The sequence below is a fragment of the Corallococcus terminator genome (genome assembly GCF_049194865.1).
Lineage (GTDB): Bacteria > Myxococcota > Myxococcia > Myxococcales > Myxococcaceae > Myxococcus > Myxococcus terminator_A.
In genome coordinates, this window is record NZ_JBLZWL010000057.1 from 12,221 (window position 1) to 27,732 (window position 15,512).

Sequence of the window (15,512 nt, forward strand, 5' to 3'; positions counted from 1 at the left end):
CTCCGGTGTGGAGGCGTGAAAAGAGGCGCTTAACTATCAGAACCAGAGGGGCCGCCGGAAGAGGAACCCTCCGAAGGCTGGGAAGGGGCCTGCTCGGCCCCAGGGCCCCCCCCGGGTTCTACCTCCGGGGCGGGCCGCGTCGGGAAGGGAATCCCCTCCGCCCCCCGGACCTGGGTGGGTCTGGCGGTGGACACCGTCACCTCTCCCTCCCGGTCCTCGTCCGTGGGCTTCTCCCGGGAGGCGGGGGCGCTGCTCTGCTGGGGCCGCTTCTTCACCGAGGCGAAGATGGGCTTGCAGGCGTCCACGAAGCGGCGGACCTCGTCCAGGGGGAGCGCCGGGCAGTGGTTCCCGTTGGCCCCCGTCATGGACGTGGCCATGCAGATGGCGTTGAGGATGGCCTCCTCGGTGGCCTCCATCACCGCCTCGTAGAGCGGATCCAACCGCTGATCCAGCAGGAGCTTGAGCTTGTAGACCATCTTCTGCGTGCGCCGCGGGATGATGTTCGCGGTGGAGAAGCCCACGACAATCTCGCCCGAGCCGTGCGCCGCGTAGCTGCCCACCCGGCCGATGCCCAGCCCCACCCGCTTGCACAAGCGGTTGATTTGATGGCTCAAGAGCGGCGCGTCCGTGGCCACCACCGCGATGATGGAGCCGTACGTCTTGCCCCGGGTGGGCGCGCCCTTGAACTTCTCCGCCAGCACCTCACCCACGGGCAGGCCGCCCACGCGCAGGTTGTGCATCTTCCCGAAGTTGGACATCACCAGGACGCCCAGCGTGTAGCCGCCCAGGACCTCCGGCAGCTTGCGGGAGGACGTGCCGATGCCGCCCTTGAAGTCGCACGTCACCATGCCGGTGCCGCCGCCCACGTTGCCCTCGGCCACCGGGCCGGAGGCGGCGTTGCGGATGGCCTCGAAGACGTGCTCCTCGCGCACGTGCCGGCCGGAGATGTCGTTGAGCCAGGAGTCGTCGCACTCGCCGACGACGGGGATGATGACGTCGTGCTCGTCGCCGATGCCCGGGTAGCGCTCCACCAGGTGGCGCGCCACGCCGTCCGACACCGCGCCCACCGCCATGGTGTTGGTGAGCAGGATGGGCGTCTCGATGAGGCCCCACTCCATCAACTGCGTCATGCCGGAGACCTCGCCCGCGCCGTTGAGCACGAAGCCTCCGCCCGTCATCCGCTCCATGAAGATGTTGCCCTTGTTGGGCATGATGGCCGTCACACCCGTGCGCACCGGGCCGTGGCCCGGTCTCAGCGGGCCCTCGCCCTGGATGAGCGTGCAATGGCCTACCAGCACGCCCTCCACGTCGGTGATGGCGTTGTATTTCCCGGGCTTGAAGCGGCCCAACGGAAGACCCAGCTCGCGAGCGCGAACCCGCGGTCCCTTGTACTCGGGGATGTGCACCATGCCGGGCACACTAGCGGACCATCACCCACCGTCAACCACTCCGAACGCGTAATATCTTCAGTCGCCCGAATGAGAACGCGGCCTCGCCCCGCGTGAGAACGGGAGCGGGCCGCGTGGGAATGCGCGAGGCCCCGAACCTCCGGGGCTCGGACGCCGTCGTCAGGCCTTGGCCTCGATGCGCGGAGGCGCGTCGCCAGGCGCCGTCGTGCCGTTGCCACCATTGCCGTTGTTGCCACCGGGCGCGGCCGTGTTTTGGGGAGCGGGAGTGACGGTCGCCGGGACGATGGCGCCGGCCTCGTCCAGCGAGGGGCCCTTGTGGTGGTGATGCGACACGGTGGAGGCGTGCTCGGTGGCGGCGCGGCGCGCCTCGCGCTCCTTGTAGCGGCGGATGGCGGGGGCCATGATTTCGCCGATGAGCGCGCGGTAGTCCATGCCCGCGCCCTGGGCGATGAGCACCAAATCACTCCAGCCCGGCGTGAGGCCCGGCAGCGGGTTGCACTCGATGAAGTAGATGCGCCCCTTGTCGTCCATGCGGAAGTCGATGCGCGCGACGTCGCGGCACCCCAGCGCCATGAACGAGCTTCGCGCCGCGGTGCGCAGCTTCTCCAGCAGCGCGGGCTCCAGCTTGGCGGGCGCGTCGTAGCGGATGCGGTCCGTCCAATCGAGCTTGTGCTGGAAGCTGTAGACGGGGTTCTTCTCGCCCTTGTCCAGGAAGACGATCTCCATGGGCGGCAGCACGCGCGGGCGGCGCTCGCCGAGCAGGCCCACGGTGAACTCACGCCCGCCGATGTACTCCTCGATGAGCGCGGGCTGCTGGTACTTGCTGGCGATCTCACGCACCACTTCGCGCAGCTCCGCCTCGCTGTGGCAGACGCTCTTGGTGACGACGCCCTTGGAGCTGCCCTCCGCCACCGGCTTCACGATGAGCGGGAAGGTGGTGAACTCCTTGTTGAGCCGCTCCTTGCCCGTGGCCATGAGCTGGAAGTTGGGCGTGAGGATGCCCGCCTGACGGACGATCTTCTTCGCCAGCGCCTTGTCCAAGGCAATCGAGAGCGTGGCCGGATCGCTCCCCGTGTACGGGATGTCCAGCAGCTCCAGCATCGCGGGCACCTGGCTCTCGCGGTTGCGGCCCTTGAAGCCCTCGGCGATGTTGAAGACGATGTCCAACGGCGTGCTGGACAGCACCGTGGGCAGCTCCGCGGTGGCCTCCAGGTCGATGACCTCGTGGCCCCAGGACGCAATCGCCTCGCGGATGGCCTGCAGCGTGTTGGGCGAGTCGTACTCCGCCTCGCTGTCCTCCACCGCCTCCGCGTTGGCCATGGGCTTCACGCGCTTGACGTTGTAGGTGAAGCCCACGCGCAGGGGCCCCGTCTTGCGAGCGGGCTTGCCCTGCCGCCGCGCGGAGTCCTTGATCTTGTAGCGCTTGGCCGCGCTCTGGATGATGGAGTTGATGACCCCGTCCAGGTGCAGGCCGTCCAGCTCCGCCGACGCGTAGATGCCCGCGCCCGGCTCCAGGCTGGGCAGCGCGTTGATCTCCAGGAAGTACGGCACGCCCGCGTCGCTGAGCCGGAAGTCGATGCGGCCCAAGTCCCGGCAGTCGAGCGCCTGGTAGATCTTCTGCGCCATCTTCCGGACGTCCTCCGCGGTGCGGAGCGGAATCTTCGCCGGAGCGCGCACGCTGACCGCGCTCTCCTTCTTCGTCTTCAGCTCGTAGTCGTAGATGGCGTACCGGCGGCCCGCCGTCACGGCCGGGTCCACCACGTACTCCACCGGCGTGAGGACGCCGTCATAGTCGTTGTCCACCGCCGCCAGGAAGGGCACCGTCAGGTCGCGCCCGGAGATGTACTCCTCCACCAGCACGCCCGCGGGGTACTTCTCCAGCGCGATGCCCACCTTGGCGCGCACCTCGTCCAGCGTCTCCGCGATGGAGTCCTGGGTGATGCCCTTGGAGGAGCCCTCGAAGTTGGGCTTCACGATGACGGGGAAGCGCAGGTTCTCCGCCGTCAGCTCGCTGAGCTTCTCCACGTACTGCCAGCCCGGAGTGCGGATGCCCTGCTTGGCCAGCACGAGCTTGGTGAGCTGCTTGTCCAGCGTCACCGCCAGCGCGTACGCGTCCGAGCCCGTGTACGGGAAGCCCAGCTCGTCGAAGAGCGCGGGATAGAACGCCTCGCGGAAGCGGCCCCGGCGCCCTTCCGCGGTGTTGAAGATGAGGTCGGGGCTGTACGCCTCCAGCCGCGCCACGGTGCGCGAGGCGGGCCCGCTCACCTCGAAGCGCTCCAGTCGGTGCCCCAGCCGCTCAATCGCCGAGGCCAGCGCGTTGACCGTCTCCTGGGTATCGAACTCCGCTTCCTCTTCCGAATCTGACAGCCGCAGGTTGTGGGTCAGCGCGATGCGCACGGGAGCCCCCTTCTCTTCTTCAGCGAGCGAACGCGGCGCACCTTCGCCGCGGACATGAGCCTTCCCGGTGCACGCTGATGCGCCACGGGGTCGCGGGCTGCAACGGTTGCGCCCGCCACAACCTTCCCATCCACCACTTGCGTCTGCGCCCAGGTGTCGCCGAGCCGCCAGCCGAGCGGATCTCGCACCACGCGCCACGCCTCGATGCCGCCGATGACGACCAGCCCCGCCACCGCCGCCACCGCGCCCAGCGGCACCGGCATCATTCCCAGCAGGACGATGAGCGCCAGCGGCGCGTTGCGAAGCGTGCTGTCACGGTGGCGCGCCGCCGAACGCGTGGGCAGGTGCATCACCTTCACGCCGAAGATGCGCTTGCCCACGCTCTGGCCCTGAATCATCCCATCCGCGAGCAAGAGGAACAGCAGCGCCACGACGGCGCCCGCCGCGCCACACACCACGTACAGGCCCCAGGCCACGCCCACGTCCACCACGCGCGCGCCCAGCCGCAGCCACAGCGACGCCTTGGGGTACGGCGAGCCCGGGGCGGAGTCCTCCACCACCAGCCGCAGCGCCCGCCCACCACCCCGGCCGGAGGCCATGAAGATCCGCTCGCGTTGCGCGCTCACTCCTCCGGCTCCAAGGTGAGACCCTCCTCGTGCGGCTCCGGCTCATCCAGTCCCGCCAGCCGCGCCAGCCGCTCATGCGCGCTCAACGGATGGAACGGAGCCTGGGAACCCGAGCCGGGCGCCCAGGCATTCCCCGCCGCCGTCGGTCCCGACTCGGACAGCCGCAAGAGCTTCGAGCGCGCCGACTCCACGTCGGGCTCCGCCGCCACACCCTCACGCGTGAAGAAGAGGAACGCCATGGCTGGCCGCTTGGAGGACTCGCGCATCGCGAACTGCACGCCGTCCAGGTTCCAGCCCTTCGCCGTCCACTCGTTCAGGGTGCGCTCCAGCGCTCCCTCGTCCACCGTGGACAGCTCGACCACTTTGTACTGCAACGATACGGAGGTACGAACCACGGGGGAGCGCCCGGAGCCGGGGCGCTGAGCCGAACCGCGCCTGCGTCGCGGCGGGGGCTTCTCCGACTTGCGTCTGGGACGCTTCTTCTTGGTGGGCATCGTGCGCGAGCTATTTGGACGCAACACCCGCGGCGGATCAAGCGGCAACCCGCACGCGGGGCTGGCGGGTGTTGCCTACAGGAGCTTCGCGGCTTCCAGCGCGTGGTAGGTGATGATGAGGTCCGCGCCGGCACGTTTGATGCCGGTGAGCGTCTCCAGCATGACGCGCTCGTAGTCAATCCAGCCGTTCTGCCCGGCGGCCTTGAGCATCGCGTACTCGCCGGAGACGTTGTAGGCGGCCAGCGGCAGGTCGAAGCGCTCGCGCACCGCGCGGATGACGTCCAGGTAGGCCAGCGCGGGCTTCACCATGATCATGTCGGCGCCCTCCTCCACGTCCAGCGCGACCTCTCGCAGGGCCTCGCGCACGTTGCCCGGGTCCATCTGGTAGCCCTTGCGGTCGCCGGACCTGGGCGCGCTCTGGGCTGCCTCGCGGAAGGGGCCGTAGTAGCCGGAGGCGTACTTGGCCGCGTAGGAGAGGATGGGGATGTCCGTCAGGCGGACCTCGTCCAGGGCGCGGCGGATGGCGCCCACCCGGCCGTCCATCATGTCCGAGGGCGCGATGATGTCCGCGCCGGCCTGGGCGCAGGTGACGGCCATCTGCGCGAGCAACGGCAGCGTGGCGTCGTTGACGACGTGGCCGCCCTCCAGCACGCCGCAGTGGCCGTGGTCGGTGAACTCGCACAGGCACACGTCGGCGATGACCTGGAGGTCGGGCTCGGCGGCTTTGATTTCACGGATGGCGCGCTGGACGATGCCGTCGCGCGCGTAGGCCTGGGAGCCCTGGGCATCCTTGTGGTCGGGGATGCCGAAGAGGATGACGGAGGGCACGCCCAGCGACTTCGCGTGGCGGGCCTCGGCGACGGCGTGCTCCAGCGACAGGTTGAAGATGCCCGGCATGGAAGCGATGGGACGGCGCACGTCCCGGCCTTCCACGACGAAGAGGGGGTAGATGAAGTCCCCCGGGTCCAGGCGCGTCTCGCGGACCATCTCACGCAGGACGGGCGAACGGCGCAGGCGGCGGGGGCGATGGACGGGATGGGCCATGGTGGACGCCGATATAAACCGGCGACGCCCGGCCTTCATCGTTTCCGTGTGGCCGCCCGGCCGCTCACCCTGCGGCGAACCGCCAGCTGTGCTGATGGCGCAGGTGCTCCCGGGCGTGGCGCTGGGCCCGCACCTCCGCGATGTCCGCCTCGTGCAGCGCCCTCGCGTAGCGCACCCGCGCCGCCTCGGTCCCCGCGACCAGGTCCTGCTCGGCGGCCGCCAGCTCCCGACGGGCTTCCTCACGCTGCTGCTCGACGCGCTCTCCGTACGTCATCATTTCTCCCGGCTTGGGGTGTGGCGGCGGGGGACTGCATGCGACGGACCACCCGCGTCCGCACCGCAAGAGGGCGAAACAACGGGGTATCGCGGCGCGGCAGGGACAGCAGGCGTGCGAAACACATTTCCCAGGGCCGCGAAAAGGCCGTCGCGGGAATGCTCGATGTGCGACCGCTCGGTCGCCCTTCCCGACCGTCCGCCCGGAAGCAATCGCTGTCCACCCCGCTCGTCTACAGTGGCAACCGTGACAGCCAGCACACCCGCCATCGAAGTGACGAACCTGCGCAAGACGTACAACCGCGCCTTCCGGAAGACGGGGACCCTCGCCCTCCGGGGCATGAACCTGTCGGTTCCCCAAGGAAGTGCCTTCGGGCTCATCGGCCCCAACGGCGCCGGCAAGACGACTTTCATCAAGAGCATCCTCGGCATCGTCCAGCCGACGGAGGGCACCGTGCGCGTCCTGGGCGGCTCCCCCGAGGACGCCCGCATCCGCGCGCGCATCGGCTACCTGCCCGAGCGCCTCCACCTGCCGGGCTCGTGGACGCCCACCGCGTTCCTCGCCACGGTGGGCCGGCTCAAGGGCCTGCCACCCGACGCCGCCGGACACCTGAGCCTGCTGGAGCGCGTGGGCCTCGCGGATGCCGTGGGCCGGAAGATTGGTGGGTACTCCAAGGGGATGCGGCAGCGGCTGGGGCTGGCGGCGGCGCTCGTCGGGAAGCCGGACCTGCTGGTGCTGGACGAGCCCACGGACGGAATCGACCCGATGGGCCGCATGGAGGTCCGTCGCATCCTCCAGGAGGAGGTGCGGCGGGGCACGACGCTCTTCTTGAACTCGCACCTGTTGGCGGAGACGGAGCGGGTGTGTGATCGGGTGGCCATCCTCGCCGACGGGCAGGTGGTGCGCGAGGGCCGGCTGGAGGACCTGGTGCGCGGCGAGTCCCGGTGGGTGGCGCGCTTCGCGGCGGGGGTGAGCGTGGAGGCGCTGGGGAGCGCGGGCTTCGTGCCAGGCCGTGCGGACGGCGTGTTCCACGTCGAGGCGCCGGACGCGACGGCGCTCAACGCGGCGTTGGATCGGGCGCGAGCGGCGGGGGCGTTGCTGGTGGAGCTGCGGCGCGACGGGATGGATCTGGAGGCGGTGTTGCTGGGGACGGTGAGCGCCCAGGCGATGCGGGCGGCGGAGGTGGCGGCATGAGTCCGGTGCTCGGTATCGCGGGGTACGTGTTGAGGGAAGCGGCGTCCCGCAAGTTCATCATGGCCTTCATGATCGGCCTCACCCTGGTGCTGGCGGTGGTGGCGCTGGGCATGCGCATCGACGTCATCGACGGCGCGCTCGCGGCCTCGCGCCTGTTCGGCCAGGAGGTCCGCGCGACCATCCAGTCCGTCGACGTGGCGCTGCGGCCCGTGTACCAGGCGGCGGCGTTCATCGTGTTCTACGGCGGCATCCTGTTCGGAATCGTCTCGTGCTCGGACTTCGCGCCGTCGTTGATGTCGCCGGGGCGAATCGAACACCTGCTCGCGCTGCCCATTCAGCGCTGGCACCTGCTGGCGGGGACGTTCCTCGGGGTGATGACGCTGGCCCTGGGCGGGACGCTCTACGGCACCACGGGGCTGGTGCTCATCTTCGGCGTGAAGACGGGGTACTGGACGGTGGGCCCGCTGGTGGCGGGGCTGATGGCCTGCGTGGGGTTCGCCGCGGTGTACGCGGTGATGCTGACCACGGCGACGCTGGTGCGCAGCGCGGCGCTGTGCGCGGCGGCGGGCTTCGCGGTGCTCGTGGGCGGTATCATCGCCGGGCACCGGCAGGATATCGCGAAGGCCTTCGAGGAGGGCGTCAGCCGGAGCCTGTTCGAAGCGGTGACGCTGGTGCTGCCGCGCCTGTCGGCGCTGGCGGAGGCCGCGGGAGACATCGCCGCGTCCCTGCCCCTGGAAGTGCGCTCGCTGGGGACACTGCTCGTGGGTGTGTTCGTGTTCGGGCTGGGAGCGCTCGTGGTGGGGTTCTGGCGGTTCGAGGGAAAGGATTACTGACATGGAGAAGCGCCAGAAGCGGCGGGTGTGGTTGGTGATGGCGGCGCTGCTGTTCGTCGCGGCGGCCGTGCTGATGTTCGCGGGTCAGGGAGAGGAGGCCGCGCCTCCGCCGCTCGAAGTGGACTTCCCGCGACGGATGCGCTCGACGGACCGCGAGCGCGCGGAGCGCCGCAGGACGCAGGTGCTCCCGGCGCCCGAGTCGGCGGACTCCGGCACGGTGGCCGAGCGGCCTCGCCCCAGAGACCCGCTCCTCGCCGCCCTGCCTCGCGGTGAGGGCAAGACGGCGATCATCATCGAGGCGAACGCGCTGAGGCACTCGCCCATCGGCGGGCTGCTGATGGACTGCCTGATGCGGGACGGAGGCAAGCAGCTGGCGAAGTTCCGCGAGAAGAGCGGCGTGGATCCCCTCCAGGACCTGGACCGGCTGGTCATCACGGACGACGGGATGATGCTGTCGGGCAACTTCGAGAACGCGCGGTTCAAGGAGCTGCTGGGCGAGCGCGTGTCCGCGGACTACGGCCAGGGCGCCCGGGTGTACGAAGCGGGTGAGAACAGCGTGACGCGCCCGGATGGCACCACCGTGAAGCGGCGGGACAGCTCGGCGATAGCGACGTGGAACAACCAGTTGCTCGTGGTGGGCAAGTCGCCGGACGAGGTGAAGGCCGCCATCGACCGCGTGGAGGGACGCGGTCCGGACGAGCCCCCGGCCATCTCCGAGAGCAGCACGTATGGCGAGATGTATGGCGTGCTGTCGGTGGAGATGATCTCCCGACTGCTCCCCCCGGAGCAGGCCGCGCTGGCCCAGCGGCTGCGCGACGTGGCGAAGAACGTGGAGCTGCACATGGACGCCAGCTCGGACGTGGCGCTGGTGGCGGAGGTGCGCGGCCCCAGCGCCGACGACGTGACGGACCTGGGCAAGTCCCTGGGCGCCGCGCTGTCGCTCGCGCGAATCAAGGCCCAGGCCGGCGAGGACAAGGACCTGGCCAAGCTGCTCGACTTCGCCAAGGTGAAGCCCGACGGTGACTCCTTCACGCTGGAGATGGCCGTTCCCCTGGAAGTCATCCGGGAGCGCCTGGCCATCTGCCGCGAGGATCGACAGGACACCGAGGACGCCCTCCCCTCCGAGGAAGCACCCGAGGAGCCAGGGGTCGAGCAGGCCCCGGTGCCCGTGCGGTAGCCGGACGTCGTCCAGCGGCGAGCCCCCTTCGGCCCCGGAGCCACCGAGCGGATGCCCTCCGAGCGAACGAGGGGGCGCGTACTGTGGCCAAGGCGCGGCGATCTCTGCGAGACTTCGCCGCGCCCGGCCTGCCTCACTTCTCGAGGCAGCCCAGTCCGACGAGAGAACGGCTTGATGATTTCGCGTGTGTCGAGGGTGGCCCCGCTGCTGTTCGGCTCGGGGCTGTGCGCCCTTGTCTACCAGACGGTGTGGCTGCGAGAGTTTCGTCTCATCTTCGGCGCCAGCACGGCGGCGTCGGCGGCCGTCCTGGCCATCTTCATGGCGGGCCTGGGCCTGGGTGGTGTCCTCCTGGGCGCCCGCGCGGACCGGCAGCCGCGTCCCCTGAACTTCTACGCCAACCTGGAGCTGCTCATCGCCGCCACCGCGGCCCTGAGCCCCTTCCTCGTCGAGCTGGCGCGCGCCGTGTACATCGGCGTCGGTGGCACCACCATCCTCGGCTTCGCCGGTGGCACGGTGGTCCGGCTGATCCTCTCCGCGCTCGTGCTCGCGGTGCCCACGGTGCTGATGGGCGGCACCCTGCCCGCCGCCGCGCGCGCGGTGCAGTCGGATGACGACCCGGCCCGCCGCCACCTCGCCGTCCTCTATGGGGTGAACACGCTCGGCGCCGTCACGGGCGCCACGCTCTCCACCTTCTTCCTGCTGGAGGTCTACGGCAACCGCACCACCCTGTGGATCGCCTGTCTCCTCAACGCCGCCGTCGCCATCACCGCGCGCAGCGTGAGCCGGTCGATGGAGCCCGCCGAGGGCTCGCCGCAGCCGAAGCTGGAGACCCCGTCGACGGAGGTCGCCGCCCCCGTGGCCGCCAGCCCCGCCGCGCCGCTCTCGGTGCCCCTCTCCGCCGCGCGCCACTCGCCCAGGTTCGCGCTCGTGGCCGCGATGCTGGTGGGCTTCGCGTTCCTGCTGATGGAGTTGGTGTGGTACCGCATGCTCGGCCCGATTCTCGGCGGGACGACGTTCACCTTCGGCCTCATCCTCGCGATGGCGCTGCTGGGCATCGGCCTGGGCGGCGCGGCCTACTCCATCGTCTTCCGTCACCGTCCCGCCACGCTGTCCGGGTTCGCCCTCACCTGCGCGGCGGAGGCGCTGTTCATCGCCCTGCCCTTCGCGCTGGGAGATCGGCTGGCCGTCGTCGCGGCGCTGCTGCGCCCGCTGGGCGGCATCGGCTTCGCAGGGATGATGATGGGCTGGGCGCTGGTGGCGGCGGTGGTCATCCTGCCCGCCGCGTTCATCTCCGGCATCCAGTTCCCGCTGCTCCTGGCGCTCGTCGGCAAGGGGAGCCACGACGTCGGCAAGCAGGTGGGCCAGGTCTACGCCTGGAACACGGTGGGCTCCATCGTGGGCTCGCTCGCGGGTGGCTTCGGCGTGATTCCCCTCCTGACGGCGCCGGTGACGTGGCAGCTCGTCGCCGGCATCCTCGCCGTGCTGGGCCTCGCCTCGGTCGCGCTCTCGTTTCGCGTCGAGCGACTCCGGGCCGCCATGTGGGTGCCCGTCTCCGTGGCCGCGCTCGCGCTGCTGATGCTGTCCGCCCAGGGTCCTTCGGCGGCGTGGCGACACGGCAGCGTCGGCGCGGGTCGCTCCGGCCTGAGCAACCCGACCATCAATCACATTGACGCGTGGATGCGCACCAAGGCCCGCGGCATCGTCTGGGAGAAGGACGGCGTCGAGAGCAGCGTCGCGCTCAGCTCCAGCAACGGCCTGTCCTTCATCGTCAATGGCAAGGTGGACGGAAACACCATTGGCGACGCCCCCACCCAGGTGATGAGCGGATTGCTCGGCGCCCTGCTGCACACGGACGCGAAGAACTCGCTCGTCATCGGCCTGGGCACGGGCAGCACGGCGGGCTGGCTGGGCGCCATTCCCCACATGGAGCGGGTGGACGCGGTGGAGATTGAACCCGCCATCCTCGAGGTCGCCCGGCGCTGCCACGCGGTCAACGCGAACGTGATGGACAACCCGAAGGTCCACCACTTCATCGCCGACGCGCGCGAGGTGCTGCTCACCACGCGGCAGCGCTACGACATCATCTTCTCGGAGCCCTCCAACCCCTATCGCGCGGGCATCTCCAGCCTCTTCACCCGGGACTTCTATCAGGCGGTGAAGGAGCGCCTCGCCGAGGGCGGCATCTTCGTGCAGTGGCTCCAGGCCTACGAGGTGGACGCGCTCACGGTGCAGAGCGCCTATGCGACGCTGGCCTCGGAGTTCGAGGCCGTGGAGACGTGGCAGGTGCACTCCGGCGACCTGCTCCTCGTGGCGACCCGCAAGCCGCTGGTGCACGACATCGCGCGGATGCGTGCCCGCATCGCCGAGGAGCCCTATCGCACCGCGCTGCGCGCCACCTGGCGCACGGACGAGGTCGAAGGCGTGCTCGCGCGCTTCGTGGCCACTCCGGCCTTCACCGCGCGCGTGGCGGAGGAGAGCCAGTCCCTCATCAACACGGACGACGTGTCGTTCATGGAGTTCGCCTTCGCGCGCAGCCTGGGGCGGGAGGCGGGCTTCTCGATGAGCTCCATCTGGACGACGACGCAGAATCTGGGAACGGGTCGCCCCCAGGTCGCCGGCGAGGTGGACTGGGACCGCGTGGCGCAGCACCGCGCATGGAACGGCACCCCGCTCTCCCGCGCCGAGTCCAGCAGTGCCCCCGTGAAGAACCTTGCGCCCTTCATCGACGCGTACATCCGAGGCCAGCTTCCCGTCGCACGCGCGCGTTGGCAGCAGGCGCGCTGGGAGCCACGAGGCCCTCGCGAACAGTTGGCCATTGCCTGGGTCCTCGCCAACTCGGGTGACGAAGAGGCACTGAAGTACACCGGCCCCATGAGGACGACCTTGCCCGTGGAGGCGGACCTTTTGGAGGGACTGCTGCGCGTTCGTCAAAAACGGTTGGAAGAGGCCACCGCCCTGTTCGAGCGCGGCTTCATCGCCCTGCGAGACAATCCTTGGTCGGCGCAGGAGATCACGTCCGCCATCCTTCCGCAGCTCGTCCCCATCGCTCGCTCCGACAAGGCGCTGGGCAAGCGGTTCATCAATCTCCTCGCCAGGCCCTTCGCGGCGGAGTCCCTGACGGTGGCCCGCGAGGAGACCCGCCTGGACCTGGCGCAGGTGGTGGACTGGATGGGCCTGTGCGTCGAGGTGCTCGCGCCCATCGAGCCGGTGACGGTCTGGGACAGCCGGCAGTTGAATGACCGGCGTCGCTGCTACGAGCACCACGGTCACCCGCTGGCGGCGGTGGCCGCGGCGGACCTGGAGCGGCTGCTCGCCCAGGCCCCCACGGTGTTCATGCTCGACACCGTTCAGCTTCCGGGGGCCGCGGCTCCCGCGGAGCCCGCGCCGTCCACGACGCCCGCCCCTCCGCAGGCGGGCGAGTCCGCCCCGTGAGCCCACGGGCCTGAGTCACCCCGCGCCGGGAACGCGTCCAGGAAGGTCCTCCTGGGCGCGCTGTCGGCGCGGTGGGCTGTCACTGCGCTTCGGTGTCGAGGAACAAGAGGCCGGCGGGAGGCAGCGGGTCCACGCGCAGCGTCCCCGAGGGCAAGGTGGCCTGCGCCTCCATCACCGCGCGGATCTCCCAGACGGGAGGCGGATTGAGCGCGAAGCCCACCTGGAACGTCCCCGACTCCACCCCCTTCACCAGCGACTCCATCCCCTGCACCGGGAAGACGTGGGGATGCCCCGCCGCCTCGGGGTCCTGGATGCCCAGCACCGTCCGCAGCACCAGCGCGTTGAGCAGCGCCAGGTCCAGGCTGCGCAGCGTCGGGTTGCGAGGCGCGCCCTTCAAGTGGGCCAGGTCCAACCCCTGACGGAACCGGAGGATGCGCCCCCGTCCCCCGGGCAGCACCAGCAGCACGGCGTGGTGGCCGGAGATCAGCGTCGCCAGTCGCTCGCGCGCGGCCACCATTCCCCGGGGCGTATCGAGCGGCTCATCCAGCTCGTACACGCGCGCGTACGCCGTCACGAGGGTGAGGAACGTCTCTTCCTTGAAGGTCGCCACGCCCTTGAGCGCGCGGTGGATGGGCAGCAGCTCCAGGCCTGGATCCGACAAGGGCACCACGGCGGCCAGCGTCGGCCCGTTCTCGGACAGCGCGGTGAGCGGGCGCATGGGCGCCTCGTCCAGCACGGCCTGGATGCGCTTGGACACCGGGGACGGTTCGATGCGGCGCAGCGCGAGCATCCGGCCGTCGTAGTCACCCTCCCAGACGAGGCTGGAGCGCTCGGCCGCCTCGGCGAGCAGCCCCCGGAACACGCCATGGTCATCCGCGGTGAGGGTGACGGCGGGCTCGGCCTCCCAGGAGCGGGGGCGATACGGGTCATGCTCCAGCGGAGTCCCCGCGTCCTGGCGCAGCGCGCACAGCAGGTAGCGCACCGGGGGGCCGCCCAGCTTGCCCGCCTGGCTGTGGACCTCCACCAGGTACAGCGCGGGCCGAGCGTCCCTCAGCAGGACGCCGGATTCGCGCTGACGGCGCAGCTCCGCTGATGGGTTGGCGGCCTCCAGGAGGGGCCGGACGTGGGAAGGCTGGGGCACCGCGTTGCCGCGCGGCACGTAGCCGCTGGGCTCGAGGGTCCGAGCCAGCGGGGTCAGCAGGGCCGTGAAAGGATGGACGCGTGCCATGTCGACAGAAGGTGATGTCTGCCCTCCCGCGTTGCCACGGCACCCGCTCGCCCGCCTGGGGGCCCGTCTACCACCAGACGTTGCGGTACGGCCGGTCCTTCGCGGACTTCAAGGCCGAGCGGTCCACGCTCTCCTCCCACAGCAAGCTCACCGTGGTGATGGCGCCAGCCGAGCCGAGGAAGGACAGCACATACGGCGTGGACTGGTCGAACCCGCCCAGCACCAGGCCGGAGATGAGGAGCACCGCACCGCCCACGCCCGCGCCGAAGAGGTCCGCCCGGATGATCTGCGACGGCGTCGGGTCATACCGCATGGTGGCCAACGCCAGCGCGCCCGCGCCGATGCCGGGCGCCAGGAGCAGCGCGTCCCGCCACGTCTTCGAGGAGATGTCCGTGCCGGAGAAGTGGATGACGGCCATCAGCAGCGCCGCATAGGCCGCGCCCCAGCCCGCGCCGGAGGCCATCAGCAGGCCGTCGTTCAGCGGCAGCTGTCCACCGCCGAGCCCCGCGGTGAGCCACGCGCCCAGCTCCGCCCCGAGGAACGCGGACCAGGTCAGCACACCCGCGTCCTGGGTGAAGAGGTCCATGAAGCCGGCCATGAACATGCCGCCCACCACGGAGTTGCCCATGCCAAAAGTCGACATCGGCCGGTCCACCCAATTGTTGAACTGCCACCACGCCGAGGCACCGAAGCCCAGGCCCGCGCCAATCAGCGTGCCGGCCAGCATCGCCTCGCGCGAGCTCTGGTCGAAGCTGAAGTCATTGGCGAACGCCTGCGTGAAGAAGCCACCCAGCGCGCCGAGCGTGGTGTGGTGGGCGATGAACTTGAAGCTGCCCGGCCCGGACAGGAAGGGCCCCAGGCGCTGGCGGCCGTCCAGCACGGCGCCACTGTCCACGTAGTCGGGCTGAAGGGACGCTGTCGACGCCGGCTCCAGGGAGGGGCGCAGGCCGTCCTGCGTCACCGGCGCCAGGGGCGAGGTGCGCGACGAGTCCGGCTCCGCGGCCAGCGGCGCGTCCCGCGTGGAAACATTGCCCTCAACGGGCGGCGCGGCCTGCTCTTGCTGCGCGGAGATGGGCTGTCCGTAGCCGGGCTGTCCCTGGGAGTCCCCGGGCTGTTGATCCTGATACGAAGGAGACGCTGGCTGCGAGGGCGCGGCCTCCTGCGCGGGGGATGAGGGCTGCGCCTGGGACGGCTCGCCGTACGGGTACGAGGAGCCCGTCTGCGCACGCGCGGCCTCGGGAGAAGCGAGCACGAGCGCGAGGACGGCGGGGAGGCAGATCCAGTTTCTCAGAGGTGACACGCAAGCAACTCCTTGGGTCCGTCCGCCACAAGACCACAACCCACGCCGCCGTGGTGTTTTTTGCATGCCCCCGGGCCCACTCGCCACGACGGAAGCGTCCTGGG

Annotated in this window: 12 protein-coding genes; 4 read left to right on the forward strand and 8 right to left on the reverse strand. The window is 70.3% G+C overall.

Annotation, left to right across the window (positions count from 1 at the left end; translation table 11 throughout):
• Nucleotides 1-29: 29 nt before the first annotated feature.
• The 6 genes from ACN469_RS18820 to ACN469_RS18845 form a co-directional block, all read right to left on the reverse strand.
• A complete protein-coding gene (locus tag ACN469_RS18820; RefSeq protein ID WP_498769831.1) occupies nucleotides 30-1,409 on the reverse strand; it encodes a DmpA family aminopeptidase in 1,380 nt (459 codons plus the stop codon).
• A gap of 159 nt (nucleotides 1,410-1,568) precedes the next feature.
• Complete coding sequence (locus tag ACN469_RS18825; protein WP_498769833.1) at nucleotides 1,569-3,806, reverse strand: D-alanine--D-alanine ligase family protein; 2,238 nt, start codon at nucleotides 3,804-3,806, stop codon at nucleotides 1,569-1,571.
• Nucleotides 3,791-4,405 (reverse strand): RDD family protein, encoded by a 615-nt coding sequence (locus ACN469_RS18830; RefSeq protein ID WP_498769968.1) that lies wholly within the window; start codon nucleotides 4,403-4,405, stop codon nucleotides 3,791-3,793. The genes ACN469_RS18825 and ACN469_RS18830 overlap by 16 nt, the downstream gene beginning before the upstream one ends.
• A gap of 23 nt (nucleotides 4,406-4,428) precedes the next feature.
• A complete protein-coding gene (gene sglS / locus ACN469_RS18835) occupies nucleotides 4,429-4,827 on the reverse strand; it encodes a type IV pili motility protein SglS (RefSeq protein ID WP_498769835.1) in 399 nt (132 codons plus the stop codon).
• Between the two features lie 174 nt (nucleotides 4,828-5,001).
• Nucleotides 5,002-5,970, reverse strand: a complete 969-nt coding sequence (gene hemB, locus ACN469_RS18840) for a porphobilinogen synthase (RefSeq protein ID WP_498769837.1) — start codon at nucleotides 5,968-5,970, stop codon at nucleotides 5,002-5,004.
• Between the two features lie 64 nt (nucleotides 5,971-6,034).
• Nucleotides 6,035-6,247, reverse strand: a complete 213-nt coding sequence (locus ACN469_RS18845; protein WP_498769839.1) for a hypothetical protein — start codon at nucleotides 6,245-6,247, stop codon at nucleotides 6,035-6,037.
• Nucleotides 6,248-6,490: 243 nt separating this feature from the next.
• Here ACN469_RS18845 and ACN469_RS18850 point away from each other — a divergent pair, with 243 nt between their 5' ends.
• The 4 genes from ACN469_RS18850 to ACN469_RS18865 all read left to right on the forward strand — a co-directional run bounded on the left by ACN469_RS18850 (nucleotide 6,491) and on the right by ACN469_RS18865 (nucleotide 12,880).
• Nucleotides 6,491-7,438, forward strand: a complete 948-nt coding sequence (locus ACN469_RS18850; RefSeq protein ID WP_498769841.1) for an ABC transporter ATP-binding protein — start codon at nucleotides 6,491-6,493, stop codon at nucleotides 7,436-7,438.
• Nucleotides 7,435-8,271, forward strand: coding sequence for a hypothetical protein (locus tag ACN469_RS18855; protein ID WP_498769843.1), 837 nt, complete (start codon nucleotides 7,435-7,437; stop codon nucleotides 8,269-8,271). Before ACN469_RS18850 ends, ACN469_RS18855 begins: the two co-directional genes overlap by 4 nt.
• A gap of 1 nt (nucleotide 8,272) precedes the next feature.
• Nucleotides 8,273-9,448 carry a hypothetical protein gene (locus ACN469_RS18860; protein WP_498769845.1) on the forward strand — a complete coding sequence of 392 codons (1,176 nt, stop codon included), beginning with the start codon at nucleotides 8,273-8,275 and terminating at the stop codon, nucleotides 9,446-9,448.
• A gap of 174 nt (nucleotides 9,449-9,622) precedes the next feature.
• The gene (locus ACN469_RS18865; protein WP_498769847.1) at nucleotides 9,623-12,880 is read left to right on the forward strand and encodes a fused MFS/spermidine synthase; all 3,258 of its coding nucleotides are present in this window, start codon (nucleotides 9,623-9,625) and stop codon (nucleotides 12,878-12,880) included.
• 79 nt (nucleotides 12,881-12,959) lie between these two features.
• On the opposite strand, the gene ACN469_RS18870 is transcribed toward ACN469_RS18865, so the two are convergent.
• Together ACN469_RS18870 and ACN469_RS18875 are read right to left on the reverse strand one after the other, a co-directional pair.
• Nucleotides 12,960-14,108, reverse strand: a complete 1,149-nt coding sequence (locus tag ACN469_RS18870) for a DUF1015 family protein (RefSeq protein ID WP_498769849.1) — start codon at nucleotides 14,106-14,108, stop codon at nucleotides 12,960-12,962.
• A gap of 67 nt (nucleotides 14,109-14,175) precedes the next feature.
• Nucleotides 14,176-15,408: a hypothetical protein gene (locus tag ACN469_RS18875; RefSeq protein ID WP_498769851.1), complete on the reverse strand. Its 1,233-nt coding sequence runs from the start codon at nucleotides 15,406-15,408 to the stop codon at nucleotides 14,176-14,178.
• Between the last annotated feature and the right edge of the window lie 104 nt (nucleotides 15,409-15,512).